The sequence below is a fragment of the Nocardioides sp. NPDC006303 genome, from assembly GCF_040613175.1.
In the GTDB taxonomy this organism is placed as follows: Bacteria; Actinomycetota; Actinomycetes; order Propionibacteriales; family Nocardioidaceae; genus Nocardioides.
Genome location: NZ_JBEXRR010000004.1, coordinates 158,182 through 184,808 on the forward strand (window position 1 = coordinate 158,182; position 26,627 = coordinate 184,808).

The 26,627-nt window shown below is 68.8% G+C and carries 29 protein-coding genes; 22 read left to right on the forward strand and 7 right to left on the reverse strand.

What is annotated here, in order from left to right:
• Positions 1-44: 44 nt before the first annotated feature.
• Entirely contained in the window at positions 45-1,481 is a 1,437-nt protein-coding gene (locus ABZY89_RS05355; RefSeq protein WP_355225251.1) for an APC family permease, read from the reverse strand.
• Positions 1,482-1,707: 226 nt separating this feature from the next.
• On the opposite strand from ABZY89_RS05355, the gene ABZY89_RS05360 reads away from it, so the two are divergent.
• The 7 genes from ABZY89_RS05360 to ABZY89_RS05390 are packed head-to-tail and all read left to right on the forward strand — an operon-like array spanning position 1,708 to position 9,487.
• Complete coding sequence (locus ABZY89_RS05360; protein WP_355225252.1) at positions 1,708-2,367, forward strand: hypothetical protein; 660 nt, start codon at positions 1,708-1,710, stop codon at positions 2,365-2,367.
• A complete protein-coding gene (locus ABZY89_RS05365; RefSeq protein WP_355225254.1) occupies positions 2,360-3,703 on the forward strand; it encodes a hypothetical protein in 1,344 nt (447 codons plus the stop codon). Before ABZY89_RS05360 ends, ABZY89_RS05365 begins: the two co-directional genes overlap by 8 nt.
• Positions 3,700-4,512, forward strand: a complete 813-nt coding sequence (locus ABZY89_RS05370; RefSeq protein WP_355225255.1) for a gamma-glutamyl-gamma-aminobutyrate hydrolase family protein — start codon at positions 3,700-3,702, stop codon at positions 4,510-4,512. Before ABZY89_RS05365 ends, ABZY89_RS05370 begins: the two co-directional genes overlap by 4 nt.
• Positions 4,509-6,116 (forward strand): AMP-binding protein, encoded by a 1,608-nt coding sequence (locus ABZY89_RS05375; protein ID WP_355225257.1) that lies wholly within the window; start codon positions 4,509-4,511, stop codon positions 6,114-6,116. Before ABZY89_RS05370 ends, ABZY89_RS05375 begins: the two co-directional genes overlap by 4 nt.
• A gap of 2 nt (positions 6,117-6,118) precedes the next feature.
• Complete coding sequence (locus tag ABZY89_RS05380) at positions 6,119-6,904, forward strand: enoyl-CoA hydratase/isomerase family protein (protein WP_355225258.1); 786 nt, start codon at positions 6,119-6,121, stop codon at positions 6,902-6,904.
• Complete coding sequence (locus ABZY89_RS05385) at positions 6,901-7,998, forward strand: zinc-binding dehydrogenase (protein WP_355225260.1); 1,098 nt, start codon at positions 6,901-6,903, stop codon at positions 7,996-7,998. The genes ABZY89_RS05380 and ABZY89_RS05385 overlap by 4 nt, the downstream gene beginning before the upstream one ends.
• Positions 7,999-8,023: 25 nt before the next feature.
• Positions 8,024-9,487 carry an aldehyde dehydrogenase gene (locus tag ABZY89_RS05390; protein ID WP_355225262.1) on the forward strand — a complete coding sequence of 488 codons (1,464 nt, stop codon included), beginning with the start codon at positions 8,024-8,026 and terminating at the stop codon, positions 9,485-9,487.
• Between the two features lie 21 nt (positions 9,488-9,508).
• On the opposite strand, the gene ABZY89_RS05395 is transcribed toward ABZY89_RS05390, so the two are convergent.
• A complete protein-coding gene (locus tag ABZY89_RS05395) occupies positions 9,509-10,117 on the reverse strand; it encodes a TetR/AcrR family transcriptional regulator (RefSeq protein WP_355225263.1) in 609 nt (202 codons plus the stop codon).
• Between the two features lie 195 nt (positions 10,118-10,312).
• Between ABZY89_RS05395 and ABZY89_RS05400 the strand changes: the two genes are divergently transcribed.
• The 3 genes from ABZY89_RS05400 to ABZY89_RS05410 are packed head-to-tail and all read left to right on the forward strand — an operon-like array spanning position 10,313 to position 13,841.
• Complete coding sequence (locus ABZY89_RS05400; RefSeq protein ID WP_355225265.1) at positions 10,313-11,782, forward strand: MFS transporter; 1,470 nt, start codon at positions 10,313-10,315, stop codon at positions 11,780-11,782.
• Between the two features lie 35 nt (positions 11,783-11,817).
• Complete coding sequence (locus ABZY89_RS05405; RefSeq protein WP_355225266.1) at positions 11,818-12,510, forward strand: hypothetical protein; 693 nt, start codon at positions 11,818-11,820, stop codon at positions 12,508-12,510.
• Positions 12,507-13,841 (forward strand): FAD-binding oxidoreductase, encoded by a 1,335-nt coding sequence (locus tag ABZY89_RS05410; RefSeq protein WP_355225268.1) that lies wholly within the window; start codon positions 12,507-12,509, stop codon positions 13,839-13,841. The genes ABZY89_RS05405 and ABZY89_RS05410 overlap by 4 nt, the downstream gene beginning before the upstream one ends.
• Here the strand turns inward: ABZY89_RS05410 and ABZY89_RS05415 are convergent.
• Positions 13,831-15,009, reverse strand: coding sequence for an alcohol dehydrogenase catalytic domain-containing protein (locus tag ABZY89_RS05415; RefSeq protein WP_355225270.1), 1,179 nt, complete (start codon positions 15,007-15,009; stop codon positions 13,831-13,833). The two genes, ABZY89_RS05410 and ABZY89_RS05415, sit on opposite strands and share 11 nt — an antisense overlap.
• A gap of 99 nt (positions 15,010-15,108) precedes the next feature.
• Between ABZY89_RS05415 and ABZY89_RS05420 the strand changes: the two genes are divergently transcribed.
• Both ABZY89_RS05420 and ABZY89_RS05425 read left to right on the forward strand, forming a co-directional pair.
• On the forward strand, positions 15,109-16,155 hold the full coding sequence (locus ABZY89_RS05420) for an NAD-dependent epimerase/dehydratase family protein (RefSeq protein ID WP_355225272.1): 1,047 nt from the start codon (positions 15,109-15,111) through the stop codon (positions 16,153-16,155).
• Positions 16,156-16,175: 20 nt separating this feature from the next.
• A complete protein-coding gene (locus tag ABZY89_RS05425) occupies positions 16,176-16,658 on the forward strand; it encodes a hypothetical protein (RefSeq protein WP_355225274.1) in 483 nt (160 codons plus the stop codon).
• 10 nt (positions 16,659-16,668) lie between these two features.
• Here the strand turns inward: ABZY89_RS05425 and ABZY89_RS05430 are convergent, their stop codons facing one another.
• Both ABZY89_RS05430 and ABZY89_RS05435 read right to left on the reverse strand, forming a co-directional pair.
• Positions 16,669-17,049 carry a nuclear transport factor 2 family protein gene (locus tag ABZY89_RS05430; protein ID WP_355225275.1) on the reverse strand — a complete coding sequence of 127 codons (381 nt, stop codon included), beginning with the start codon at positions 17,047-17,049 and terminating at the stop codon, positions 16,669-16,671.
• 31 nt (positions 17,050-17,080) lie between these two features.
• Positions 17,081-17,791, reverse strand: coding sequence for an SDR family oxidoreductase (locus ABZY89_RS05435; protein WP_355225277.1), 711 nt, complete (start codon positions 17,789-17,791; stop codon positions 17,081-17,083).
• 61 nt (positions 17,792-17,852) lie between these two features.
• On the opposite strand from ABZY89_RS05435, the gene ABZY89_RS05440 reads away from it, so the two are divergent.
• The 4 genes from ABZY89_RS05440 (at position 17,853) to ABZY89_RS05455 (ending at position 20,293) form a co-directional block, all read left to right on the forward strand.
• Positions 17,853-18,473: a TetR/AcrR family transcriptional regulator gene (locus ABZY89_RS05440; RefSeq protein WP_355225279.1), complete on the forward strand. Its 621-nt coding sequence runs from the start codon at positions 17,853-17,855 to the stop codon at positions 18,471-18,473.
• Positions 18,474-18,628: 155 nt separating this feature from the next.
• Positions 18,629-19,246, forward strand: a complete 618-nt coding sequence (gene wrbA, locus ABZY89_RS05445) for an NAD(P)H:quinone oxidoreductase (RefSeq protein WP_355225281.1) — start codon at positions 18,629-18,631, stop codon at positions 19,244-19,246.
• A gap of 15 nt (positions 19,247-19,261) precedes the next feature.
• Positions 19,262-19,558 (forward strand): muconolactone Delta-isomerase family protein, encoded by a 297-nt coding sequence (locus ABZY89_RS05450; protein ID WP_355225283.1) that lies wholly within the window; start codon positions 19,262-19,264, stop codon positions 19,556-19,558.
• 123 nt (positions 19,559-19,681) lie between these two features.
• The gene (locus ABZY89_RS05455) at positions 19,682-20,293 is read left to right on the forward strand and encodes an NAD(P)H-dependent oxidoreductase (RefSeq protein WP_355225285.1); all 612 of its coding nucleotides are present in this window, start codon (positions 19,682-19,684) and stop codon (positions 20,291-20,293) included.
• A 117-nt stretch (positions 20,294-20,410) separates the two neighbouring features.
• On the opposite strand, the gene ABZY89_RS05460 is transcribed toward ABZY89_RS05455, so the two are convergent.
• Entirely contained in the window at positions 20,411-20,686 is a 276-nt protein-coding gene (locus ABZY89_RS05460; protein ID WP_355225287.1) for a helix-turn-helix domain-containing protein, read from the reverse strand.
• Between the two features lie 102 nt (positions 20,687-20,788).
• Here ABZY89_RS05460 and ABZY89_RS05465 point away from each other — a divergent pair, with 102 nt between their 5' ends.
• The 3 genes from ABZY89_RS05465 to nadC are packed head-to-tail and all read left to right on the forward strand — an operon-like array spanning position 20,789 to position 22,613.
• On the forward strand, positions 20,789-21,352 hold the full coding sequence (locus ABZY89_RS05465) for a carboxymuconolactone decarboxylase family protein (RefSeq protein WP_355225289.1): 564 nt from the start codon (positions 20,789-20,791) through the stop codon (positions 21,350-21,352).
• Between the two features lie 38 nt (positions 21,353-21,390).
• Positions 21,391-21,687 carry a DUF1330 domain-containing protein gene (locus ABZY89_RS05470; protein WP_355225291.1) on the forward strand — a complete coding sequence of 99 codons (297 nt, stop codon included), beginning with the start codon at positions 21,391-21,393 and terminating at the stop codon, positions 21,685-21,687.
• 23 nt (positions 21,688-21,710) lie between these two features.
• The gene (nadC, locus tag ABZY89_RS05475) at positions 21,711-22,613 is read left to right on the forward strand and encodes a carboxylating nicotinate-nucleotide diphosphorylase (RefSeq protein ID WP_355225293.1); all 903 of its coding nucleotides are present in this window, start codon (positions 21,711-21,713) and stop codon (positions 22,611-22,613) included.
• Positions 22,614-22,691: 78 nt separating this feature from the next.
• Here nadC and glnA read toward each other — a convergent pair whose 3' ends face one another.
• On the reverse strand, positions 22,692-24,113 hold the full coding sequence (gene glnA / locus ABZY89_RS05480) for a type I glutamate--ammonia ligase (RefSeq protein ID WP_355225295.1): 1,422 nt from the start codon (positions 24,111-24,113) through the stop codon (positions 22,692-22,694).
• Positions 24,114-24,325: 212 nt separating this feature from the next.
• On the opposite strand from glnA, the gene ABZY89_RS05485 reads away from it, so the two are divergent.
• The 3 genes from ABZY89_RS05485 (at position 24,326) to ABZY89_RS05495 (ending at position 26,563) form a co-directional block, all read left to right on the forward strand.
• Entirely contained in the window at positions 24,326-24,799 is a 474-nt protein-coding gene (locus ABZY89_RS05485; protein ID WP_355225297.1) for an RDD family protein, read from the forward strand.
• Between the two features lie 64 nt (positions 24,800-24,863).
• Positions 24,864-25,646 (forward strand): DUF6612 family protein, encoded by a 783-nt coding sequence (locus tag ABZY89_RS05490; protein WP_355225299.1) that lies wholly within the window; start codon positions 24,864-24,866, stop codon positions 25,644-25,646.
• A gap of 74 nt (positions 25,647-25,720) precedes the next feature.
• On the forward strand, positions 25,721-26,563 hold the full coding sequence (locus tag ABZY89_RS05495) for a class I SAM-dependent methyltransferase (protein WP_355225301.1): 843 nt from the start codon (positions 25,721-25,723) through the stop codon (positions 26,561-26,563).
• Positions 26,564-26,627 lie beyond the last annotated feature (64 nt).

The following is a 26,627-nucleotide window of genomic DNA, read 5'->3' on the forward strand; positions in this document are numbered from 1 at the left end:
TTCTGTGTGCTGGGGCTGGTGACGGGTGCTGCGGGCTCGGGCGGTCATTCGACCTCCCGGGCGGGGCGACGGGAGCGGCCACGGAGATCGACTCCGAGGAAGACGATGAACACCGCGGCCACGGCGACGACGGCGACGTACGACATCGCGTCGAGTGGTGGGGCGGGTGGGTTGACGAGGCCGTTGAGGTACATCCACGCCATCGCGGCGGCGCCGAGGCCGGCGCCGACGACGGCGATCGGGCTGAGTCGTCCCTCGCAGCTGAGCAGTCGCAGGGCGCCGGCACAGACGAGCAGGTAGGGGACGACCCAGAAGTAGACGATGAGCGTCGCGACCGAGTTGTAGACGCCGACGATGTCGTCGGGGTTGAGGGCCACCATGACCAGGATGGCTCCCAGGCCGAGGACGCAGATCGTCACGACGGCGGCCGCGGGGCTGTGGTGGCGAGGGTGGATCCGGCCGGCACGGGCGGGCAGCAGGCCGTCGGCAGCGAGGGTCGCGACGAAGCGCGAGCCGTAGTTGACGAACCCGATGAGGGCAGCGAAGGTCGCGACCGCGAGCACCAGGTCGGTCGCGCTCGCCACCCTGCTCCCGAGCCCGCCTTCGATGGCGAGCGCGGCGGCGGGGGAGGTGCCGGCGGCAAGTGCGTCGCTCGCGGCGACGAGAGCGGGCACCTGAACCAGGGTGGCTATCACGTACAGCGCGCCCAGACCGACCGGCACGCACATGACGGCGAGCGGTACGGCGCGCCGCGCGTCCCGCGTCTCGGCGGCGAGCGCCGTGCTGCTCTCGAAGCCGACGAGGAAGACGGCGCCTGCGGCGACCCCTTGGAAGATGCCGCTCGGTGTGGCTCCCTCGAGGGACAGCTGGGCACCGAGATCGAGGCCCGCGCTGGCGGCGGCCGCCACGGTGATGACCAGCATCAGCGGCACGGAGACGACGGCCAGTGTGACCGCCGTACGCACCGAGGTGTCCAGTCCCCGGTAGGCGATCGTTCCGGCGATCAGCACGGCAGCGCTGTAGATCAGCATCTGCACGCCGACGTCGAAGCTCGCCTCGAATCCGAGGGAGAGCAGGAAGCTCCCGGAGAAGAGGCCGACCAGGAAGGCGATCGCGCCGATCTGCGCGACGTAGCCGAGGAAGAGCGCGGCGCCCGCCAGGATCCGAGCCCACGGGCCGAAGACATGCGGCAGGTAGGAGTAGATCGATCCGGTGACGACGTAGCGTCGGGCGAAGGCGATGACCGAGAGCCCGACGAGGCTCGTGGCGACGGCCGCGATCAGGGCGCCCAGCCAGCTGCCGTTGCCGGCGGTGACGAGCACGAGGGCCGGGACCGAGGCCAGCCCGACGGGCGGGACGTACGACGCAAGCGCCAGCGCGACGAGCTGGTTGCGGCTGAGATGGCCCCGGTCGAGGCCGTCGGCGGGAGGAGCGTCCTCCGGTGCGACCGGCCCGCCGGGGGACGCGCTGCTGGTCGTCATGTCCTGATCCCTTCTGTCGAAGCCAAGTTAGTCATTTGATTATGTCGTATGACTAAGTGTGTGTCAGGGATCACGGTGCGTCAAGGGTTCGGGCGGCGTTGCTCGCCGATCGGTCGATCTCGCCCTGGTGGTTGACAAGGGAGTTCTTCGGGTCCACCATCTTAGCCAACCGATTGAGTCATGTGACTAAGAATGACATCGGCCGAGCAGTCAGGAAGGCCTGGAGATGACCGAGAGCACGACGATCGAGGCGCCGAGCGAGCGCTTCGACGCGATACGCATCGCGATCGAGGACGACGCGACGCCGCTGGTCCGCCTGATCGGGCGCACCCTGAGCCGAGCCTCAGGACCGGGGCGTCCTGCCGAGGATCTGACCGCCGGCTTTGCCGGCACTGTCGCGATCCGATCCCACGACACCCCGCAGACGGCGACCATCGTGCTCGGCGACGGTGCCGTGGAGGTGACCAGCGGAGTCTTCGTCGAGCCTGACGCGACACTCGTGGTCGACCTCCACGCCCGGTTCGCGCCGACCCAGGATCCGGTCGGTGACGCCGACCTGGCAGCGCGTGTCCTGCGCGCACTGCGCCCACCGTTGCCGCACTGGCGCGAGGCGGCCGAGCGGTTCTGGGAGATGACCCGCGACATCGCCGGAATCCCAGACGTCCTTCTCGTGGAGGCTGTTGGGCCGGACGGCACCGAGCGGGGCCGGTTCGGCGAGGGGGCGACGACGTACCTGATCGCCGGTCCTGCCGACCTCGTCGCGGGTGTCTTCAGCGGCGCCGACGACTTCCTCGCCTCCCTGGACGCAGGCGTGCAGGTCCAGGGCACCTTGTCCCAGCTGTCCGTCATGACGGCCGCATCCTGGAAGGTCCGCTTCGATGTCTGAGCTCGCACAAGCCCGAGGGGCCGTACGCCTCGAGGCCACCAACCACGAGGGCAGCCTCCTCGGCAAGAACGTCTCGCCGCAGAAGTTCGCGGCTGGAAAGGACGCCGGCTTCGCCTTCGCCGACATCCTGTTCGCCATCGACCTCAACAACGAGATCGTCCTCGGCGACGCCTTCCCGGAGTGGCGGGGCAACCTCTACGACATCCAGATGATCCCGGACATGTCGACGCTGGTGGAGTGGAGGCCCGGCCTGGACTCGGTGATCGGTGACTACTGGCTCAAGGACGGCACTCCGGTCCCGATCTGTCCGCGCAACCTCGTGCGGAAGCTGGTGGCCGGCCTCGCCGACAACGGGTACGTCGCCACCGTGGCCGTCGAGATCGAGGCCACCTTGTTCGAGGAGTCCGTCCAGGAGGCCAGGGCACGCGGTTATCGCGACCTCACGCCACTGGGCGGCAGCACCGGGGCGACGTACCACCTCGCCCGGTCCAAGGACTGGGTCGACTACATGGACGCAGTCGTCGAACGGCTCGACAGCGTCGGCATCGCCTGGGAGGCCTGGACCGACGAGGCCGCGCCCGGCCAGACCGAGCTCAACCTCGCGCCGACCGACCCGGTCCGGCTGGGCGACAGCTGGGCACGTACCCGCCAGGTGATGCGCGAGGTCGCCTTCGAGCGTGGCCACACGGTCTCCTTCATGGCCAAGCCGACCGCCGGATTCGGCCAGGGGGCGCACATCAACCTCTCGCTCCAGAGCGACGGCGTGAACCGGTTCTTCGCCGAGGACGGTCCCTCCGAGCTCATGCGGCACGCGGTCGGTGGGCTGCTCGCCACGATGGAGGGCAACACCTCGATCGCGCTGCCGCAGGTCACCTCGTACCGGCGACTCGTCGACCTGACCGGGCCGCCGACGACGGTGAGCTGGGGGGTGAACAACAAGACCGCCGCGGTGCGGGCCATCACCGGCCACCCCAAGTACTCGCGCCTCGAGTACCGGCTCCCGGGCGCCGACGTGAACCCCTACCTGGCGCTGGCGGGCGTGCTGGCCGGAGTGTTGGCCGGGATCGAGCGACGGATCGAGCCGCCCGAGCAGGTCACGGACATGGCCTGGTGCCTCCCCGAGAGCGCTGGGGTGAGGCGGATCCCCGACACGATGTCGAAGGCCGGCGCGGCGCTGGCCGTCGATCCGCTGCTTCGCGAGTACCTCGGCGACGAGTTCGTGGACTTCTGGGTCGCCTCCCGCCGCTGGGAGTGGATGGAGTTCCACACCAAGGGCGGCGACCCGTTCGCCGAGCTCTCCGCGTGGGAGTCCCAGCGCTACTTCGAGTTCCCGTGAGCGCGCGCGACGAGGCCGGGGTGCTGCGGCCACTGATCGGCATCACCGGGCGCCGGTTCCAGCTGTCGGTGCTCAACGGAGCCGACCCGCGCTACGGCGACCGCTGCATCGACACCTCCATGTCGGACTTCGCGACCCGGATCGCCGAGGCCGGCGGGTTGCCCGTGCACCTCTCCTACGACACCGATGCGGAGGCGGTCTGCGACTGGCTCTCCGGCGTCGTCATCACCGGAGGCCAGGACGTACATCCCGTGTGCTGGGGCGGAGACACCTCCGTGGTGCGCGATATCGACCCCCGCACGAACCCGATGGTTCACGACGCCGAACGGGACACGTACGAGATCGCGGTCGTCCGCGCGGCGATCGACCGGGGGATCCCGGTGCTCGGCGTGTGCCGTGGCCTGCAGGTGCTCAATGTCGCCCTCGGCGGCACCCTCGTGCCGCATCTTCCGGACGGTCCGGTGAGCCACCTCTCGGCCGAGATCGCGCCCACGGACGGCACCGTCGACCACGTCGTGAGCTTCACGCAGGGCTCGATCGCCGCCGGCCTGTTCGGCAAGGACACGATCACCAACTCCTGGCACCACCAAGCCGTCGACCGGTGCGGCGCCGGGCTGGTCGTGACCGGTCGGGCCGATGACGGCGTGGTCGAGGCGATCGAGGTGCCGGGACGGTCGGTCCTCGGCGTCCAGTGGCACCCGGAGTGGATGAAGAGCAACGACCCGGCGCTGACGTGGGTCGTCGAGCAGGCGATGGAGCGGCTCGCGAACCACGAACCCGCCGGGCGAGAGCAGAGGAGCCCCCAGTGAACGCACACGTCACGACCGGACCTGTGGTCGCGGCCGAACGGATGAGTGACGACCCCGCCGTCCCGACGCTGAGCCAGCTGCTGGCGCAGCGCGCCCAGGACTCCGGAGATCGGGAGTTCCTGCGCTTCGGTGAGGGGTCGTGGAGCTTCGCGGAGATCGACGCCTGGACCTCCCGGCTGGCCCACCGGCTGATCGAGGTCGACGACGTACGCCCGGGCGACCGAGTCGCGATCATGCTCCCGAACATCGTGCACTGGCCGGTGGCATGGCTGGCCGTGCTGAAGGCCGGCGCGGTCGCCGTGCCGGTCAACTGCGCGTACCAGCGATCCGACCTCGCCTTCGTCCTGAAGGACTCGGGTGCTCGTGTCATCTTCACCGACGACGTACGTTCCGGCCTGGTCGCCGAGGTGCTTTCCGAGGAGGCCGACCTGGCCGGCGTCCGTGTCGTGGAGGTCCCTGACCATGGGTCCGAACGTTTCCCGGTCGCTGCACCGAAGGTGCCGGTCGCGGCGGAGACGCTCGCGAACCTGCAGTACACCTCGGGCACGACCGGGTTCCCGAAGGCATGCATGCTCAGCCACGGCTACTGGGTGCGGCTGGGTTGGATCTGCGCCGGAGCCACCGGGCTCGGGGCCGATGACGTGGTTCTCACCTCGCAGCCGTTCTCCTACATGGACCCGCAGTGGAACACCGCGCTCGCCCTGACGCTCGGTGCCCCGCTGGTCGTGCTGCCGCGCTTCTCGGCCTCGACGTTCATGGCCGACGTACGCCGCCACCGGGCGACCTTCTTCTACGTCCTCGGCTCGATGCCCACCCTGCTGTTCAAGCAGCCGCCCGCGGCCGAGGACCGGGAGAACGACCTTCGGATGGTGCTCTGCTCGGGCATCCCGATCGCCCTCCACGCCCAGCTCGAGGAGCGGTGGGGTGCGCCCTGGCGCGAGGTCTACGGCATGACCGAGTCGGGGATCGACCTGGTCAGCTCGTTCGACGACGCCGCTGCCGTGGGCAGTGGGAGCCTGGGGCGGCCGGTGCCGACCAAGCAGGTGCGCATCGAGGATCCGGTCGAGCCGGGGGAGGAGGTCCCGCCCGGTGAGCCGGGCGAGCTCGTCATCTCGGGCCGGCCGATGATGGACGGCTACTGGAACCGTCCCGAGGCCACCGCCAACGTGCTGCGTGACGGCTGGCTACACACCGGCGACCTCGTCGTCCGCCGTCCGGACGGCGGCATCCAGCTGGTCGGACGGCTCAAGGACATGGTGCGGCGCGGTGGCGAGAACGTCGCCTCCGCAGAGGTCGAGGCCGCCCTCGAGAGGGACGAGTCGATCGTCGCGGCGGCCGTCGTCGCCGTACCCGACGAGGTCCTGGGCGAGGAGGTCAAGGCCTTCGTCCAGCTCAGGGAAGGGGTGCCGGGCGACCGGGCCACCGCCCAGGAGCTTCTCGAGCGCGCGGGTGCCCAGCTCGCGCGGTTCAAGGTGCCCCGTTACGTCGAGTTCGTCACCGATCTTCCGCGTACCCCCTCCGAGCGGGTCTCGAAGCCCGCGCTCAAAGCCAGGGCCGCCGCCGAGCCCGGCACCACCTACGACTTCGCCCGACCGAGGAGCTGACCATGACCATCCCTGCTACCGGCCCTGCAACCGGTGAGGATCATCTCGACGTCGCCGTCGTACGCGACGTCGCGGTGATCACTCTCGACCGTCCCGAGAAGCTCAACGCCCTCACCGTCGGCATGCGGCGTCGCCTGGCGGTGCTGGTGCGTGAGCACGGAACCGGCGAGACGGTCCGTGGCATCGTCCTCACCGGGCGTGGCCGTGCCTTCTCCGCCGGTGAGGACCTGCAGCACGCGCCGACCACGGAGGCCGAGGTCCACGATGCCTTCGAGAGCTTCCACGACGTCACCCGCGCGATCCTGCAGACCCGGGTCCCCGTGGTCGCGGCGGTCAACGGCCTCGCCGTCGGTGGTGCCTCCGAGATCACCCTGTGCTGCGATGCCCGGATCGGCACTCCGGTGACCGAGTACTTCCAGCCCGAGAACGCCCGTGGCCTCACCATCTCCAACGCGACCAGCCTGTTGCTCCGGCGCCTGGTCGGCAACCACGCGATGCGCATGGTCCTCGGGTCCCCGCGGGTCCCGTCGGCGGAGGCGCTGCGGATCGGTCTGCTGGACGAGGTGGTCGAGGCCGACCAGCTCGTCGAGCTCGCCGTCGACACCGTGCACGCCTGGACCCCCGAGGGGAACACCACGGCGCTCCACCTCGCGCTGCTGCGGCCCCTGGCCGCTGAGGTCGAGGCCGCCTTCGAGCGCGAGGACCACGCCGCCCACGAGGCCTGGGCGAGCGGACTGCTCACTGCCGGCGTCGCCGGCTTCTGGAACACGAGGGAGACCACCGCATGATCACCACCCGAGCTGCCGTGCTGAACGAGATCGGAGCACCGCTGGTGCTCACCGACATCCGCGTCGACGACCCCGAGCCGCACGAGGTCCGGGTCGCGGTCAGCCACGCGGGGCTGTGCCACAGCGACCTCCACTACATGACGGGAACCGTGCCGACGGACGTCCCGGTCGTCGTCGGACACGAGGTGGCCGGTGTGGTCGAGTCGGTCGGCTCGGCCGTGACCTCGCTGCGTCCCGGCGACCGGGTCACCGGCGCCCTGACCCCCTCCTGCGGCGGGTGCGTGAACTGCGACGCCGGACGTTCCACCCAGTGTCTGCGCCTGGACGACGTACGCCGTCGGCAACGCTCCGCGTTCGAGACGCTCGACGGGCGGCCGATCGAGCGGCTCGCCGCCATCGGAGCGTTCTCGCAGCACATCCTGCTGCGGGAGAGCGCGCTCGTACGACTGCCGGACGACGTCCCTCTGCACGTCGGGTGCCTGCTGTCCTGCTGCATCGTCACCGGCGTCGGCGCCGTCTTCCGTGGTGCTCAGGTGCGCCCTGGCAGTACGGTCGCGGTCGTCGGCTGCGGTGGCGTCGGGTCGGCGATCATCCAGGGTGCGCGGCTGGCCGGCGCCTCGGCGATCGTCGCCATCGACCTGGACGAGGACCGGCTCAAGGCCGCCCGGACGTACGGCGCCACCCACGTCATCAACGGCGGCGACGGCGACACGGTCGCGGAGCTCCGCCGCCAGCTCGGCGACGGCGTCGACTACTCGTTCGAGGCGGTCGGCTCCGCCCGGACCGCGGAGACCGCACTGGCGCTCCTGCGGCCGACCGGCACCGCGTGCCTGGTCGGCATCGCGCCGGCCGGCACCGAGATCAGCGTGCCCGCCCTGTCGTTCTTCTTCGAGGAGAAGCGGCTCATCGGCTCCTACATGGGATCGGGCCAGGCGCGCGAGGACATCGCCCAGTTCGCCCGGCTCTACCAGCAGGGACGCCTGCTCCTCGACGAGATGGTGACCCGGGTCGTCCCCTTCGCCGAGATCAACGAGGGCTTCGAGGCGATGAAGTCCGGTGACGTCACCCGCATCGTCATCGACCTCCAGTCCTGACCCACGAATCCGTAGAGGAAGCCTGATGTCCAGCAACGAGATCACGATCGCCCAGCCGGTCAACTACATCGCGGACGAGTGGAGCGAGTGCACCACGGTCGACGACGCGTGGAACGTCGACCCCAACACGCTCGAGCCCGTCCATCGGACCGTCACCACCCCGCTCGACGACGTCGAGCGCGCCCTGCGGCACGCGGAACGGACGTACGACGTCGGCCGCTGGGACGAGGAGGCCCGGCATGAGCGGGCCGAGATGCTCGAGCGCGTCGCTGAGCTCCTGGAGAGCAGGACCGAGGACATCGCGCGCACGGATGCGCTCACCAGCGGTACGCCGATCAGCGCCACCCGCACGGTGGCGTCCTTCCTGCCCTACCGCATCCGGGCCACGGCCGCTGACCTGCGGGAGATCCCGCGGGTCACCGCCCTGGAGGCCGGTGGCCGCGACGTACGCCTCTACAGGGTTCCGTGGGGGCCGGCGGCGATCCTCACCCCGTGGAACGGGCCGAGCTTCATCCCGGCCGCCAAGGTCGTCAGTGCAGTCGCGGCCGGATGTCCGGTGATCCTCAAGCCCTCGGAGCACGCGCCGGGCAGCGCCCAGATCGTCGTCGAGTGCTTCGTGGAGGCAGGCATCCCGTCGGGTGCGTTGCAGCTGGTCCACGGCACCGGTGAGGTCGGCGCGCGACTGACCGCCGACTCTCGGATCAAGGTCGTCTCGTTCACCGGCGGACCGGGAGCTGGGCGTGCCATCGCCCGCGCGGGGGCGGAGGACTTCAAGGTGCTGCAGCTGGAGCTCGGCGGCAACAACCCGGTGCTCGTGCTCGACGACGCCGATCTCGACGTCACCGCCGACGGCATCCTCGACGGCATGACCAAGCTCAACGGTCAGTGGTGCGAGGGACCGGGCAAGATCCTCGCCCACCGCAGCCTGGTCGACCCCCTGCTGGACGCGCTGACCGAGCGAATCTCCAAGCTCACCGTCGGCCACTCGCTGGACGAGGACACCCAGGTCGGACCGATCTCCAACGGGCCGCACTTCCGGACCCTGCAGAGCCGGGTCGACGGGTTGCGCGAGCTCGGCGCGACGATCCATCAGCCCGCCGCGCTCCCCGAGCTCGGCGGCTACTTCCTCTCGCCGACCGTGGCCTCCGGTGCCGACCCGCGCCGGGCGACCGCCGAGCTGTTCGGTCCGCTCGTCTCGCTGCACCCCGTGGACTCCGACGAGGAGGCGCTGCGGATCGCGAACGCCCATCCCTCGGGCCTGGACGCGTACGTGTTCGGCACCGACACCGACCGCGCCATCGAGGTCGGCTCGCGCATCGTGGCCGGTGAGGTGCGAGTCAACGGCGCCAAGATCGCCGACCTCGGCGACGACTCGGCCCAGAGCTTCTGGGGCCCAGCCGGCATCGGCGGCCACGGGCCGGCAGAGTCCGTACGCGTCTTCTGCGGCGACCGGGTCGTCGGCGTGGACTCTCCAGACCTCCCGCTGTGATCGCCGGCGCGGCGGCGCAGCTCAGGCCTTGGCCGGAGCTGCCGCGAGCCGGGTCGCGAGCCAGCTGTCGAGCACGGAGCAGTTGAGCTCCATCTGCGCCCGGGCGACCGAGGCGTCACCGTACGTCAGCCAGTTGACGCCGAATCCGTCGGCGAGAGTGGCCAGGACGTAGGTGGCCTCGTCGATGACCTCCGGCGTGACCGGGTCGCCCGCGGATGCCTCCTGCAGCGCCTTGCGCACCGTCTCGAAGGCCTGGTCGTAGACCGCGATGCCGCGGTCGCCGTGCTGACGCCGGGCCCAGTTGACGAGCTCGAAGGTCGCGGCGGTGAAGCTGGGCGAGTCGAGGTAGCACTCCATCACGCCGCGCAGGATCTGCCGGGCCGCGTCGGGAAGCGTGGTGTGCGGGTCGCTGCCTTCGATGACCTCGCGGTACTTGCCGGCCACGAAGGTGTAGACGTCCGCGAAGAGGTCCTCCTTCGAGTCGTAGCAGTAGTGCAGCATCGCCACGTTGGCCTTGGCCTGCTCGGCGATCCGGCGCGTCGTCGCGCCGTCGATCCCGTGGGCGGCAATGACCTCGACGGCGGCCTCGATGAAGTCGCGACGTCGCTGGGCGACGGGGATGCGTGCCATCAGGTCCTCCGAGGGTGTCGGTGCGCCCTCAGTGAGTTGGGCGCTTGATTTAGTCACAGCGACTATATCAGTGCCGCCCGCCGGAATCCGGGCTCTGAAAACTTAGTCAAACATCTTAGTCATTGATCTTGATCACATGACTAACTAGGCCGTAGCGTATGAGCCGGATCACACATCCCCGATCGGAGGCCACTCATGGCGCAGATGAACCAGCAAGCGGCACCACGTCGCCGGGCGACGGCAGGACACGGGCCCGACAAGGGTCTGCTCATCGGCATCGGCGCGCTGATGGTCGTGCTGACCAACGCCGTGATCTTCATCCTTCCGCCGCTGCTGCCGGTGATCCAGGCGCAGTACGGGCTCGCCACGGTCGCCGAGACGACCTGGCTCTACACCGCCCTGACGCTCGGCGGGGGAGCGGGATTCATCCTGCTGCCGCGCCTCGCCGACCTATACGGCGACCGCAACGCCTCCGTGGCCGCGTCCGCCTTCCTCGCTGTCGGCGCGGCGGTCCCGGCGATCGGCGACTCCTATCCGACGCTCCTCGCCGGGTGCACGCTGATGGGCTTCGGCTGCGCGGCGCAGCTGCTGCCGCTCGGCTTCCTGCGACGCAACCTCGGCGAGTCCGGCATCACCGTCGGCGTCGCCGTCCTGGTGATCGCCACGGGCGCCGGCATCGTCGTCGGCATGATCGGCGGCGGTCTGATCGTCGAGACCCTGTCCCTGCGCAGCTTCTTCGCCATCCTCACTGCCGCCTGCGCGGCGACCACCCTCGCGACGTACCTCCTGGTCCCGCACGCCCCGCCGGCCGAACGAGCCGGTCGGATCGGTGTGGTCGGCACGGTCTGGATGATCGGCTGGGTCGCGGCGATCCTGCTGACCCTGACCCAGGGACTCGTCTGGGGCAACGCGGCCCTCATCCCGCTGACGATCGGCATCGTCGGCGGCATCGCCTGGATACGCGCCCAGCGCCGGTCGTCGACGGCAGTCTTCGACGTGGCCCTGATGCGGGCGCCGCTGGTCACCGCCTCGTGCCTGTCCATCGCCCTGTTCGCAGCGGTGAACTCGGCCTTCCTGCTCCTGCTCAGCACCTACGCACAGGTCATCCCGGAGGCGCTCCGCCCGGTCGACGCGTACGGCCTCGGGCTCTCGGCCCTCCAGACCGGCTGGCTGATGGTGCCCTTCGCGGTGACGTTCCTGGTCGGCGGCGCGGTGGTCGACCGTCCTGTCGCCAACGGTCGCGGCGTGCCCGTGTTCGTCGTGGGTGCCCTCATCAGCGCGGCGGGCCTGGCCTGGCTGGCGATGATGCACGACCAGCAGTGGCACTACCTGGTCGGCGCCGCCGTCATGGGCCTCGGCTGCAGCATCGGGTACGCCGCCGGCTTCACCCTGGTGCAGGCGGCCGTGCCCGAGGAGAAGGCCGGGATGGCCGCCGGCGTCGCTGGCACCTTCATGGCAGTCGGCTTCGCCTTCGGCACCGCACTCGTGAGCGCCGACCTCAGCGCCTCGCTGGTCCCGGTTCCCGGCACGACGCTCGAGGTGGCTGCCGAGAGTCTCTACGGCACCGGCTACTGGATCTCCGGAGTCCTTGCGCTGCTCGTCGTGGTGACCGTGCTGGTCTCCCGTGCCCGCGCGCGCCGGCGTACCAGCCGGCTCGCCGCCTGATCCGCTCCCTCCATCTCACCTGAAGGAAATCTGACATGAAAGAGCTGCTCTTCCTGCTGGCCGATCTGTGGATGATCGTCGTCGGCTTCACCTGCGGATGGAAGTTCATCCGGCGCTACGACAACTACCTGCTCGGCCTGGAGTGGATGGTCGTCGCGACGTCGGGCTCGAACTTCCTGCTCTGGTCGCTCATCAGCGGCGACGAGGGCCACGTCCTGTACGACATCGCCTACTTCTTCGACGCGTTCTCGCGGTCGGTGGGCATCACGTTGATCGCCGTCCTCGGGCTGATGCGGGTGACCCACCGCTACAAGCCCAGCGTGACCGTCGAGGTCGGCGTCTTCGGGCTCGCGATCGCCGCCGGTCTCTACCTGCAGCAGTTCCGCGGCCACGAGCTGCACGTGGGACCTGCGTCGTACTACCTCGTGGTCAACCTGCTCACCACCGCGTTCCTCGCCTACTTCTCGTGGCGTCTGTGGACCATCGGAGCCAGGGGCCACGCGGTCGTCGCCGGCCTGGCGAGCGCGGCGGCGACGGGGATCGCCCTGACGTACGACTTCTTCCCGTTCCCGGACGATGCGCACCGCACCGTCTTCTACATCCTGGCGCTCAGCACCTGGGGCTTCCAGATGTTCATCTACTACCGCGCCTACGGTGCCTTGCACGACCACAACGTCGCCACGGGCCTCGAGCCGGCGGGCGATGCTCGCAAGGTGGTCCGCGCATGAACACCGACCACGTCACCTACACCGCCTTCACCGGATGGGTCGACCCGCCGGCAGACGTCCGGGGCGCGCTCAACGGTGACCTCGAGTGCGAGGTCGTCGTCATCGGCGGAGGCATCAACGGGATGTCGACCGCCCTGCGACTCGTCGAGCGCGGTCAGGACGTCGTGCTGCTGGAAGCCGAGTTCTGCGGCCACGGCGCCAGCTCGCGCAACGCGGGGCAGCTGGCGGGTGCGCCGGGTGGCGACCTCCAGCTGCTCAACCTGCTGTCGCGCAAGAAGATGCCAGGCATGATGCGGCTGGCCGAGCATGCCGCCCACCACGTCGAGGACTTCATCGCCAAGCACGACATCGACTGCGACTACGAGGCGACCGGCAACGCGTTCGCCGCGGTCTCGCGCGGCCAGATGGGGCGGGTACGCCGGGTCGCCAAGATCGTGACCCGGGCCGGCGGCCACGTCGAGGTCGGCACAGCTGCCGAGCTCGGGATCCCGCGCGGCCTCGTGGGTGGGATGCGCGAGCTCGTCGGCGGGATGATGAACCCCGGCAAGTTCGTCCTCGGCATGCGCCGCGTCCTGCTCGACTCCTCCGCGCGGGTCTTCGAACAGACCAAGGTCACCGACGTCACGCGCGACGGAGGCGAGGTCGTGCTGACGACCTCGCAGGGCACGGTTCGGGCGAACAGGGTCGTCATCGCCACGAACGCCTACGCGGGGGAGTGGGACATCACCCCGAAGCACCTCTCCGTGCCGATCTACGTCATCGAGGTGGAGACCGAGCCGATCGCACCCGAGCGACTGGCCGCACTGGGCTGGACCAGCCGCATGGGTCTGGTCACCCAGCACGCGATCATGGAGAACTACCGCCTGACGCCCCGCAACACCATCGTCTTCGGCGTACGCCGCCTGGAACGGGGCACGAGCTATCCGCTCCCGGAGAAGGTGCCCGACCCCGGCCTGGTCGAGGAGCTGGCCGGGGCATTCGCGACGCGCTTCCCGTCGCTGGCAGACGTGGCGATCGACCGCGCCTGGGGCGGATGGATCGCGATCACCTCGTCCTGGCTTCCGCTCGCCGGCCAGGTCGGCGACGACATCTACTACTCGATCGCCTGCAACGGTCACGGCCTGGCCCAGGCGCCGTACATCGGGACGCTCATCGCCGACGCGATCGTCGACGGCGAGCGGCACGAGGACCTGCAGGCGGTGTGGCAGGAGAAGCCCAGCTTCCCGCGGCCGATGATGATGAGCGGCGCCGGACTCAGAGCGATCTGGGCCGTGGACCGATTCAACGACCTGATCAACGGCAGCCGGCGCCGCGCTCGGCTCAGGGCTTGAAGACGACCTTCACCATCCCGTCGGACTTCTCCTGGAAGGACTTGTACGCCTCCGGGGCCTCGCTCAGGGGGAGGTGGTGGGTGGCGAACGAGTCGACGCCGAGACGGTCGTCGTCGCCCTCGAGGAACGGCATCAGGTCCTCCGTCCAGGCGCGTACGTTGGCCTGGCCCATGCGGATGCTGACCTGCTTGTCGAAGAGCTGCATCATCGGGAACGGGTCCATCGCGCCGCCGTAGACTCCGGCGATCGAGACGGTTCCGCCGCGGCGCACGGCCTCGAAAGCGGTGTGGAGGGCGGCCATCCGATCGACGCCGGCTGCCTGCATCACCGGGCGGTTCACGACTCCCGGCATCGTGGCCAGCAGCTTGGTCATCCCCTCGACGATCGGCGAGCCGTGGGCCTCCATCCCCACGGCTTCGACCACGGCGTCGGCTCCGCGTCCATCGGTCAGGTCGCGTACCCGCTCGGCGACCTTGCCGGACTCGAGGCTGATCGTCTCGGCCCCACGCTGCCGCACCCGGGCGAGACGCTCGGGCTCGCGATCAACGCTGATGACCCGGTGGCCGGCGTCGAGCGCGAAGCGGCTCACCATGTCACCGATAGGACCGGCGCCGAGGACCAGCACCGTGCTCTCCGGGTCGGGGTCGGCGTACTGCAGTGCCTGCCAGGCGGTCGGCAGGACGTCGGAGAGGAAGAGGAACCGGTCGTCGGGCGGACCGTGCGGGACCTTGATCGGCAGCTGGTTACCGAAGGGAACGCGCAGGTACTCCGCCTGGCCGCCCGGGACCTGGCCGTAGAGCGAGCTGTAGCCGAAGAGGCTGGCGCCGGTGCCCTTGTCGCGGTTCTGGGTGGTCTCGCACTGCGAGTGCAGGCTGTGCCGGCACATCCAGCAGGTGCCGCAGCTGATGTTGAACGGCACCACGACGCGGTCGCCGACGCTCACCTCGCGAACCCCGGGACCGACCTCTTTCACGATCCCCATCGGCTCGTGCCCGACCACGTCGCCCGGTGTCATGAACCCGGTGAGCACCTCGTAGAGATGCAGGTCGGATCCGCACAGTCCGGTCGAGGTGATCTCGACGATGATGTCGTCGTCCTCGACGATGTGCGGATCGGGGACGTCGTCCACCCGGATGTCCCGTCTTCCTTGCCAGGTGACTGCCTTCATGGGTGTTCCTCCTTCGGATCGAGTCACCTCCGCGGTACCCGGATCCGGCGATTCAAGCCTGGTGGGCGGCAGTGCTGAACCCGGTCGCGGTGGGTACCGGTGAGGCTCACACAGCGGACCGGCCGCAGGGAGGGCGTGGACAACATGAAGGTGGTCGTCATCGGTGCGTCGGGAAACCTCGGCAGCGCCACCATCCGGGCACTCACCGCAGACGGGGCCGCCGAGGTCGTCGCTGTCGCGCGACGGGCTCCGGACGGCCCTCGGTCCAACGAGCATGCCTCCGTCGAATGGCGCGTGGCCGATGTGTCGACGGCCAACCTGGAGCCGGTGGTGGAAGGTGCCGACGCGGTCGTGCACCTGGCCTGGAAGTTCCAGCCCACACACCGCCCCGAGGAGACCTGGGCCACCAACGCCGTCGGCACGCGCCGGGTCCTCGAGGCCGTGGCCCGGGCAGGTGTCCCGGCTCTCGTGTGCGCCTCGTCGGTGGCGGCGTACTCTCCGGTCGATCACGACGACCCGGTCGACGAGACCTGGGAGACCGACGGTGCGTCGGCTGCCGCGTACTGCCGGGAGAAGGCGTACGTCGAACGGGCCCTGGACGCCTTCGCCTGCGCCCATCCCGAGGTCCGCCTGGTCAGGGTCCGGCCCGCATTCGTCTTCCAGCGCTCGGCCGCCAGCGAGCAACGACGTATCTTCGGCGGCGCCCTGGCCCGGCCGGAGCTCCTGGATCGGCGGCGCATCCCGGTGGTGCCGGTGCCAGCAGGCCTGCGGTTCCAGGCCGTCCACGCCGGAGATGTCGGCCGGGCCCTGGCCACGGCAGCGACCACCGATGTGACGGGCGCGTACAACCTGGCCGGTGACGGCGTCATCGGCCGCGACGAGCTCGGCGAGCTGATGGACGCTCGAACGGTCGAGGTCCCGCCGCGTCTCGCGCGTCATGGCCTGGAGGGTGCCTGGCATGCCCGGCTCGCGCCGGTCCCCGGAAGCCTCCTGGACGCGGTCATGCAGCTGCCGCTGATGTCGACCGCCCGCGCGGAGCTGGAACTCGGTTGGCAACCGCGCCACTCGGCCATGGACGCGCTCGAGGCGGTCCTGTCCGGGATGCCGGCGAAGGCGGGCAGCGAGCTCCCGCCGTTGCGACCCTGACGTCCAGAGAAGGAGCAGCCATGAACGACGACATGTTGCACGCCTACCTGCAGCACCACTGGGCAGGGTCCAGCGCCGGGGCCGCGATGTTCGAGCGAGTCGGCCGCTCGCACTCGGACACCGACGTGGCCGCCCGGGTACGTCAGCTGGCGACCGAGATCAACGAGGACCGGGAGCAGCTGCGGCAGATCATCATGGCGACGGGAGCCACCCCGTCGCGCATCGCCGCCACGACGGGGCGGGCAGTGGAGTTCGCCGGCCGGTTCAAGCCCAACGGCCGGCTGGTGCGGCGCTCGCCGCTCTCCGACCTGTTCGAGCTGGAGGCACTGCGTGACGCGGTGACCGCCAAGCGGGCCGGGTGGCAGCTGCTGCGTGCCGCCACCGAGGACGACGCACGTATCGACCCGCTGCAGCTGGACGAGCTCATCCGTCGCGCCGACGACCAGATCGCCCGACTCGAGGACCTGCACCTGCGGGTGGGCCGTACGGTGATCGGCGCCTGACGGCGAGGGATCAGTCTGGAATCAGTTTGGAGACGTGGTAGTGGCTCAACGCCCATCCGGCTTGCCCACGTTGTGCGATCACGGTGAGGTAGACCGTCACGTTTCCGTCGGGCCGCGTGAACAGCACACGGGCATATCCAGCTAAAGCCTCCTGGGCGAGCTCGCGTGTGGAGAGGAGCTCGTACTCCGCCCGTAGGCCGACCGGCTGCTTGGCGTAGTAGCGGTTGATGAAGTCGCGACCGACGCCGGGCGCGGGGTCGAAGCCCTGGAAGAGTGCGTCCTCGGTGAAGAGGGCGGCGACATCGGCCGGTCGGCGCTCGGCGATGGCCGTGACCCACTGGTCAAGGACGGTACGCAGTTCGTGCTCCGCGCTGATGGTCTCGCTGGTCATGGAAGTTCTCCTTCGGGTGAGGTGGGACGACTCAGTGGCCGGCACTCTGGCCGCCGTCGATGTGGAGGAACTCGCCCGTAACGAAGGGCGACTGCTCCAGGTAGAGCACGCCGCGGGTCACGTCGTCGATCTCGCCCAGGGTCCTCATGGGGTGGAGCGCAGTGAGGAAGTCATGGGTCTCGGGTGCGTGCATAGGTGTCTTGATGATGCCGGGGGAGACCGCGTTCACCCGGATGCCTCTGCTGGCGTACTCGATGGCGAGCGACTTGGTCGCGGCCGCGACCCCACCCTTGCTGAGGGACGCCAGGACCGAGGGCACCGCAGCGGATGCGTTCTCGACCAGGGTCGTGGTCACGCTGACCACGTGGCCTCCGTGTTCCTGGTGGAGGAGTTGGGCGAGCGCCGCCTGTGTGATGTGGAAGAAGCCGTCCAGGTTGGTGTTCTTGATCGCCTCGTAGTCCTCGATGGTGTAGTCGGTGAACGGCTTGGCGACGAAGATGCCCGCGTTGTTGATCAGTGTGTCGATCCGACCGAACCGATCGACGGCCGTCGCGATCACGCGCTGTGCGACCGTGGCGTTGCCGATGTCACCCGCGACGGTCTGCAAGGTGTCGGTCGAGGCTGACTCGATGGATCGAGAGTTGGCGACGACGGCATAGCCGAGGTCTTGATAGGCCGCGACGAGGGCGGCTCCGATTCCCTGAGAAGCGCCGGTGATGACGGCGACCTTTCGCGTGCTCATGGCGATGGAACATAGACGGTCGGTCAACTATTCCGCTAGGCGATCGGTCTACAATCGGTGCGTGGGACGGACTTCTGATGCGCGCGAGCGGCTCGTCGCTGCAGGCACCGAGCTGTTCAGCGAGCGGGCCTACAGCTCGGTCGGTGTGGCAGAGATCGCCACCCGCGCTGGCGTGCAGAAGGGATCCTTCTACTACTTCTTCCCGTCGAAGGAGGCCTTGGCGCTGGCTGTTGTCGACGCCCACTGGGAGTGGCAGCGTGGCGAGTGGTCCGCGATCCTGGCGGGGCCGGGTACGGCGTTGGAGCGCCTTCGGGGGATCTTCGACGTGACGGCACAGATGCAGGCGTCAGCGCTACGCGGCACTGGAGCGGTCACCGGCTGCCTGTTCGGCAACCTCGCCCTCGAAGTCAGCGCGAACAACCCGTCGATACAGAAGAGGCTTCAGGAGATCTTCGACGAGCAGGTCCAGATGATCGCCGAGCATCTGACCGTTGCGGTGGATGCCGGCGAGATCGAGATAGCGGACGCTCGAATGGCCGCGAAGTCGATCGTGGCGCAGCTCGAGGGGCTCGTGCTCTTCGCCAAGTTGTTCAACGACCCTGGCGAGCTGGACGACCTCTGGGGCAACAGTCTGCGACTGATGGGCACCACCCTGTCCGCCGAGGAGTCGGCTCCTCTGTGAGGGCCGGACCTCTCTAGCGTGCGTGCCGGCTGCCGCTCGGGAGGGTGATGGGGCGGCTCGTACGGAAACCGGCAGTGCGGAATAGGTTCACGCCATCGTTGTTTAGTAGATGGTCGGTCAACTATGAACGGCCCTCAAGAGAAGGGACTCACCCCATGTCCGAAAACGTGAAGGTCACGATCGTCTACTACTCCTCGACCGGTACCACGGCAGAGGTCGCCCGCGAGCTCGAGAAGGGAGTGCTGGCGACCGGCGCCGAGGTGCGCCTCACCAAGGCCCCGGAGCTCGCCCCACTCTCGGCCATCGAGTCGAATCCAGCCTGGGCGGCGAACCACGCCACCACTTCCGACGTACCGGAGGCGTCGCCGGACGACGTCGCGTGGGCCGATGTCGTCCTCTTCGGCACGCCGACCCGGTTCGGCAACGTCTCGGCCCAGCTCAAGCAGTTCATGGACACGCTCGGTGGTCTGTGGGCTGAGGGCAAGCTGGTCGACAAGGTCTACAGCGGCTTCGTCTCGTCCTCCAGCCTCCACGGAGGCCAGGAGACGACGCTGCAAGCGCTCTACACCTCGGTGCACCACTTCGGCGGGATACTCGTCGCCCCCGGCTTCACCGACCCGGTCAAGTACGACGACGGCAACCCGTACGGAACGTCGCACGTCGACGCCCAGGGGACCAACCCCGTCGGCGACGTGACCCGGGCCTCGGCCAAGCACCAGGCCCAGCGTGTGGTCGAGATCGCCCGGCGCCTCAAGGCCGGACAGGCAGCCTGAGAGAGGAGTGGACCGATGGCTGAATTCATCGTTGAGATCACGACCGTGGTCCCCGACGGGACCCCGCAGGCGGAGGTCGATCGACGTCGGGCCGCCGAGGCGGCCCGGGCTGCGGAACTGACGGCGAGTGGCAACCTCGTTCGGCTCTGGCGGCCGATCGGCGAGATGCGGAGCATCGGCCTGTGGGTCGCCGCCGACGAGGCGGCCCTTCGGGCGGACGTCTTGGAGACCTTGCCGCTGTCCCCGTGGATGACCTTCGACGTCACCGCGGTGGCATCGCACCCGAACGACCCGGCCGCTCGCGACCGCTGAACGAAACGCGCCCGCCAGCCGCGTTGCACCTCGTCGGACCCTCGGGCGACGGCGAGGTCAGCCGCGGCGGCGGCGCACTCGTGATCGGCGCATGACAGCAGAGTCCGCCGGTTACCAGGTGGCATGACATCACCGACTTGCCTGATCCTCAACTGCACCCTCAAAAACTCACCCGATGAGTCCAGCTCAGCGCTGCTCGGGTCCCAGATCCTGACGGCGCTCATGGACTACGAGGTGAAGGGCGAGATGGTCCGGGTCGTCGACCACAACGTCCGCTTCGGAGTCTCCACCGATGAGGGTGACGGCGACGCGTGGCCGCAGCTGCGCGAGCGGATGCTCGCCGCTGACGTGCTCGTGCTGGTCACCCCGATCTGGCTCGGCCAGCCGTCCTCGGTGTGCAAGATGGTGCTCGAGCGCCTCGACGCCGAGCTCAGCGAGACCGACGACGCCGGCCGGATGCTGACCTACGACAAGGTCGCCGGCATCGGCGTCGTCGGCAACGAGGACGGCGCCCACCACGTCACCGCCGAGCTCTGCCAAGCCCTCAGCGACGTCGGCTTCACCATCCCCGCCAACGGCTCGACCTACTGGGTCGGCGAGGCCATGCAGGCCGTGGACTACAAGGACAAGCAGCCGACGCCGGAGAAGACCGCGGGCACGACCAAGACCATGGCTCGCAATCTCGCCCACCTCGCCGGGCTGCTGGCCGACTCGCCGTATCCGCCGGAGGAGTGATCCCACCGGCTCGTCGACGTCTTCAGCCTCGCCGTACCGCTCCACGACCGGTGCAAAGCGTCCTGGTTCGTCGGCGATGTGGGCGTGGCCATCTGCGATCGAGCAGAGTCATGACAGTCAGTCGTCCGCCTTGGGCTGCCAGCGGGAGGCCCAGTCATCGAGCTGAACAAGTGATTCTCGAAGGGTCATACCTTGTTCGGTGAGAACGTACCCGTCGCCGGTGTTCTCGACGAGGCCGGCCTGCCCGAGCTCGCGAAGCCTGTCTGCCAGGACGCTTGATGAGACCCCGTCGCAGCGTTGCTGGAGCTCGCGGAAGGTGGGAGACGAGTCGTCCCGCAGCTCCCACAGGACCCGCATCGCCCAGCGTCGACCCAAGAGGTCCAAGAGCGCCATGATCGGGCGCCCTGTGTGTGAGCCGCGGACCGGGCGGCCCGGGAGTGGTGTTGGCTTTGTCATTTGCTTCCCTTTCCGAAGCGCCCATGTTAGCGTCTTGCTATGCCTCTGAAATCGAAGCAGCCGCGCATCGAGCCGCTTACGCCCCCCTATGGTGAGGAAGCGAAGGAGGCACTCGAGCTCCTCGGGCACTCGCCCATCCAACTGTTCCGGGTGTGGGCCCGCCGGCCTGACCTCGCCCGTTCCATCGCGGGCTGGGGGAGCTACTACTTCTCTCGCCAGTCGGCTCTCACGCTGCGCCAGCGCGAGCTGGTCATCGACCGAACTACTGCGTTGTGTGGCGCCGACTACGAGTGGGCCGTGCACGTCGCGGCGTTCGCCGAGAAGGCAGAACTCGACGCGGAGCAGCTCGCTTCCCTGACGCGTGGCAGACCGGCGGACGCCTGTTGGAACAGCGCAGATTGTGCTGTCCTTGAAGCCGTCGATGAGCTCCACTCGACCTCCGACCTCACCGACGACACCTGGACGCGCCTGGTCGCTGTCGCCGGTGAGTATGCCGCACTCGACCTGGTCCTGGTCTGTGGTTGGTACCACGCCATCTCGTTCGCGGTCAGGGCGCTCCGGCTGCCCCTCGAGCCAGGAACCGAGCCGATCTCCGCACATTGATGTCCGATCAGATCTCTCATCCCACCACTGGAGGTTCTATGCCCAAGGGCTACTGGGTCAGCGTCTATCCCACCATCGAGGACGCCGAGAGACTCGATGCCTACAACAAGCTGGCGGGCCGAGCCGTCACCGCCATGGGCGGGCGGGTACTTGCCAGCATCGGCGGCCGGGTCGAGGCGTACGAAGCCGGAATACCCGAGCGTGTCGTACTGATCGAGTTCGACAGCTTCGAACGGGCGGTCGCCGCACGCGCGAGCGCGGCCTACCAGGAGGCGCTGGCTGAACTTCCCGAGGGCTTCAAGCGCGACTTCCGCGTCATCGAGGGCCTCGGCTGATCACGGGAACGGAGAGCGCGACCATGACAGAGTTCCCTTCACCTGCGGCGCGAGTCGCCGTCGCCACCGCCCTGGCCGAGGACGAGGCGGGCCGGGACATCACCACGGCGTGGAGCGTCCCCGACGGCCTCGCGGCCGTGGCCGAGATCCGCGCCCGGCAGTCCGGCATCGCCAGCGGGCTTCCCGTGGTCGCCGAGGTCTTCGCCCAGGTCGACCCCGACGTCACGGTGGAAACGCTAGTCCCCGACGGCGCCCGGCTCGCCGACGACGATGTGCTGGTGCGCCTGTCCGGCCCGGCTCGCAGCCTGATCACGGGCGAGCGGGCGGCGCTGAACTTCTTGCAGCGCATGTGCGGCATCGCGACGCTCACGGACCGTTACGTCCAGGCCGTTGCCGGGACCGGGGTGCGCATCTTGGACACCCGCAAGACGGCGCCTGGCCTGCGTGCCCTGGACAAGTACGCGGTGACCGTCGGTGGCGGCCACAACCACCGGCTCAACCTGGCGGCGATGGTGCTGCTCAAGGAGAACCACATCGCTGCGGCAGGCGGCGTGACCGCCGCGATCGGCGCGGTCCGGCGCGGGATGGAGCGTACGGGGGAGAATGTGGAGACCGATGTCGAGGTGCAGACCGTGGCGCAGGGCGTCGAGGCCCTCAATGTCGGGGCCCGCTGGATCATGCTCGACAACATGTCGGTGGCCGACATCGAGGTGGTGGTGAAGATCCGGGCCGAGCATGCAGACGCCTCCAGGATCCTGCTGGAGGCGTCGGGCACCGTCCGCCTGGACAGCGTCCGCGCCATCGCCGAGACAGGTGTCGACCTCATCTCGGTCGGCGCGTTGACGCACAGCGCTCCCGCGCTGGACCTGACGATGCTTCTGATGCCCGAACAGGTCCGCGGCAGCGGCGGGCTCCTCGAGCTCTGACGTACTCAGACCGGACGACGGAACGCCTCCGGACGACCGAAGTCGTCCGGAGGCGTTTCCGCTGCTCCCTGTTGGGATTTAGATGTCGTAGTAGAGCTCGAACTCGTGCGGGTGCGGGCGGAGCTGGATCGGGAGGATCTCGTCGTTGGTCTTGTAGTCGATCCAGGTCTCGATCAGGTCGGGGGTGAAGACGTCGCCCACGGTGAGGAAGTCGTGGTCGTTCTCCAGAGCCGACAGGACGGCACCGAGGGAGGTCGGCACCTGGTTGATCTCGGCCATCTCGTCCGGCGGGAGCTCGTAGATGTCCTTGTCGATCGGAGCGGGCGGCTCGATCTTGTTCTGGATACCGTCGATGCCGGCGAGGAGCAGGGCCGAGAAGGCGAGGTACGGGTTCGAGGACGGGTCCGGGAACCGGGTCTCGACGCGCTTGGCCTTCGGGTTGGTGCCGGTGATCGGGATGCGGACCGCGGCGGAGCGGTTGCGCGAGGAGTAGACCAGCGAGATCGGAGCCTCGAAGCCCGGCACCAGGCGGTGGAAGGAGTTCACGGTCGGGTTGGTGAACGCCAGCACCGACGGGGCGTGCTTCAGGACGCCGCCGATGTACCAGCGGGCCATGTCGGAGAGGCCGCCGTAGCCGGTCTCGTCGTAGAACAGCGGCTCGCCGGCGTTCCAGATCGACTGGTGGACGTGCATGCCCGAGCCGTTGTCGCCGAAGACGGGCTTCGGCATGAAGGTGACCGTCTTGCCGGCCTCCCAGGCGGTGTTCTTGACGATGTACTTGAACTTCATGACATCGTCGGCAGCCTTGAGCAGCGTGTCGAACTTGTAGTTGATCTCCGCCTGGCCGGCGGTGCCGACCTCGTGGTGGGCGCGCTCGACGAGCAGGCCGGAGGCCTCGAGGTTCTTGACCATCGTGTCGCGCAGGTCGGCGAAGTGGTCGGTGGGGGAGACCGGGAAGTAGCCGCCCTTGTAGCGCGTCTTGTAGCCCAGGTTGTTCGAGCCGTCGGGGTTCTTGTCGGCGCCCGAGTTCCACCAGGCCTCGACGGAGTCGATCTTGTAGAACGACTCGCCCTCGGAGGTGTTGTAGGCGACCTTGTCGAAGATGAAGAACTCGGCCTCGGGGGCGAAGAACGCGGTGTCACCGATGCCGGTCGAGGCGAGGTACGCCAGAGCCTTGCGCGCGATGTTGCGCGGGTCGCGAGAGTAGGCCTCCCCGGTGATCGGGTCGTGCACGAAGTACATCAGCGCGAGGGTCTTCGCGGTGCGGAACGGGTCGATGTACGCAGTCGTGACGTCCGGGTAGAGCGCCATGTCGGACTCGTTGATCGTCTGGAAACCACGGATCGACGAACCGTCGAAGGCCATCGGCTCCAGGTTGAACGACGACACGGGCACCGTGAAGTGCTGCTGGACGCCAGGCAGGTCGACGAAACGGATGTCGACGAACTCGACCCCCTCGTCAGAGATGAACTTCAAGAGTTCGTCGTCAGTGCTGAACATCAATCCTCCTTGGCTCACCCGGTCGGGCAGAGCCAGATAGGTCTCTCGCGATCGAGGCCGGACCCTCATGGATCCGACCGTGCCACGCAAATTACGAAGGGACGGTTGCACAGGAGTGTCGCAAATGTTTCAGGCGTGTAACAGGTTGTGTGATTTGATCGGCAACCATCCCGGATCTCACCCCTCAAGACGTTGCCGCCTACCCTTACGACGTGACCAGTTCCGCCACTCCTGCGACGCCCACTCTGCCTTATGACACCGCGAGCTGGGGCAGGCGCGTCCTGGCCCTGTTCATCGACTGGCTCGCGTCGTCGCTGGTGGCGTCGGTCTTCCTCGGTGTACGGGCGCTGCCGTTCGGGTCGCTGCTCGCCGGTGTCGACCCGCGGCCGACCGACAACCTGTGGATCCTGGTCGTCTTCATCGTGCAGACGGCGGTCTTCACCACGCTCGGCGGCGGCTCCTTCGGCAAGCTCGTCACTCGCCTGCGTACGGTGCGGGTCACGGCCGGTGAGCCGGACGTACGCCCGCTCGATCCGCTGCGGAGCATCGCCCGTCAGATCCTGGTCGTCCTCGTCGTGCCGCCGCTGGTCTTCCGCCCTGACCGCCGCGGGCTCCACGATCTTGCGGCAGGTACGGCGACCGTCACGCTTCAGACCTATCGACACGTGTTTCGCCGGGTTGGTTAAGAGGCATCCGGGGGTAGGTTTGACCGGTCAGCCGCAAGCAGCGGCAAACACGAAGGGAAGCTCAATGACGCTCAACCGTACTCTCGGGCCACGTGGCCTCTGGCGCCGCGCTGCTGTGGCAGGCGTGCTGGCCGTATCGCTCTCGGGCCTGGTGGCCTGCGGTGGCGGTGGCGGGGCCGGCGGCGCCAGCGAGGGTGACTCGGTCTCGGCCGAGGAGATGACCGAGGTGATGAAGAAGGCCACCGACATCGACACCGCCCACTTCACCACGAAGATGGACGCGAAGGCGTCGGGTCAGACGGTCTCGATGACCGGTGAGGGCGACATCCAGAAGGAGCCGCCGGCGCAGCACTCCACCATGAAGATGAGCGGTGGCTCGATGAACATGGATCTGGAGACGATCCTTGTCGACGAGAAGATCTACATCAAGGGCATGATGGGCGACTCGTGGATGACCGCGAGCGCCGACGACCTCGCCAAGATGGGCGGGACCAGCCTGGAGTCGATGAGCAACCCGCTCGCCTTCTTCGACGGGATGGAGGAGTCGATCAAGTCCTCCAAGTTCGAGGGTGAGGAGAAGGTCGACGGCACCGACACCAAGCACTACAGCTTCACCGTCGACTCCGCCGGGCTCGCCGAGAGCCTCGGCGCCGACAGCACCAAGGGCATGCCCAAGACGATCGACCAGGACATCTGGGTCGACGCCGACGGCCTGCTCCGCAAGGCCGAGGTCGGCATGGGCGACATGGGCACCGTCGAGATGCTCCTGTCCAAGCACGGCGAGGACGTGACCATCGAGGCGCCGCCGGCCGACCAGGTCACCGACATGCCGAGCATGGCCGGCTGACAGCCAGTTCGTACGCAGCAGGGCCGGTCCCCGAACGGGGACCGGCCCTGTGCCGTTCGTGGGACCGTGTCTGCATGACTCTCGACCCCGAAATCACCCGGCAGATCGAGGCCAACCGAGCCAACTGGGACGCTCGTACGCCGATCCACGTCGCCAGCGCCTTCTACGGCATCGACGGCTCGCGGCCCGCCGAGTCCTGGTTCGCCGACTACGAGTGGAGCGACCTCGGTGAGCTGTCCGGCCGCGAGGTCGTGCACCTGCAGTGTCATCTCGGCACCGAGACGGTGGCGTTCGCGCAGCGGGGAGCGGTGACGTACGGGTTGGACATCTCGGCCGAGGCGGTGGCCGCAGCGCGCCGGATCGCCGCCGAGCGCGGGCTGGCCGTCGACTACCACGAGGCCGACGTCCACGACGCCGTCGAGGTCCTGGGCGCCGGCCGGTTCGACGTCGTCTACACCGGCAAGGGCGCGGTCTGCTACCTGCCTGACATCGACCTGTGGGCGCGGGTCGTGCACGATCTGCTCAAGCCCGGCGGGTTCCTCTACCTGGCCGAGTTCCATCCGCTCCTCGACGCCCTCGGTGAGGTTCCGGAGCCCGGTCGGGAGGACTCCCTCGAGCTGCGCCACGACTACCTCTCGGGCCGGGGCGCGATCGCGAAGGACTCGACCCGCACCTACACCGACGGCCCGGCGCTGAGCCGCGCCACGACGGCGTACGAGTGGCGCCACGGGGTCGGCGAGGTCGTCACCGCCCTCGCCGGCGCCGGCCTGCGGATCGAGGTCGTACGCGAGGACGAGCGGCTGCCGTGGCCGCGTTTCCCGTCCATGGTGGTGGGGGAGGACGGCTGGTTCAGGCTGCCCGAGCAGGCGCCCCGGATCCCGCTTCTCTACGCGATCCGGGCACGCCGGTCCGGGTGACGCGCCGGGGATCGATGTGTGACCGCGGTTCGACTTGGAAATGTAGTCCGGGACGCTCCGGCCC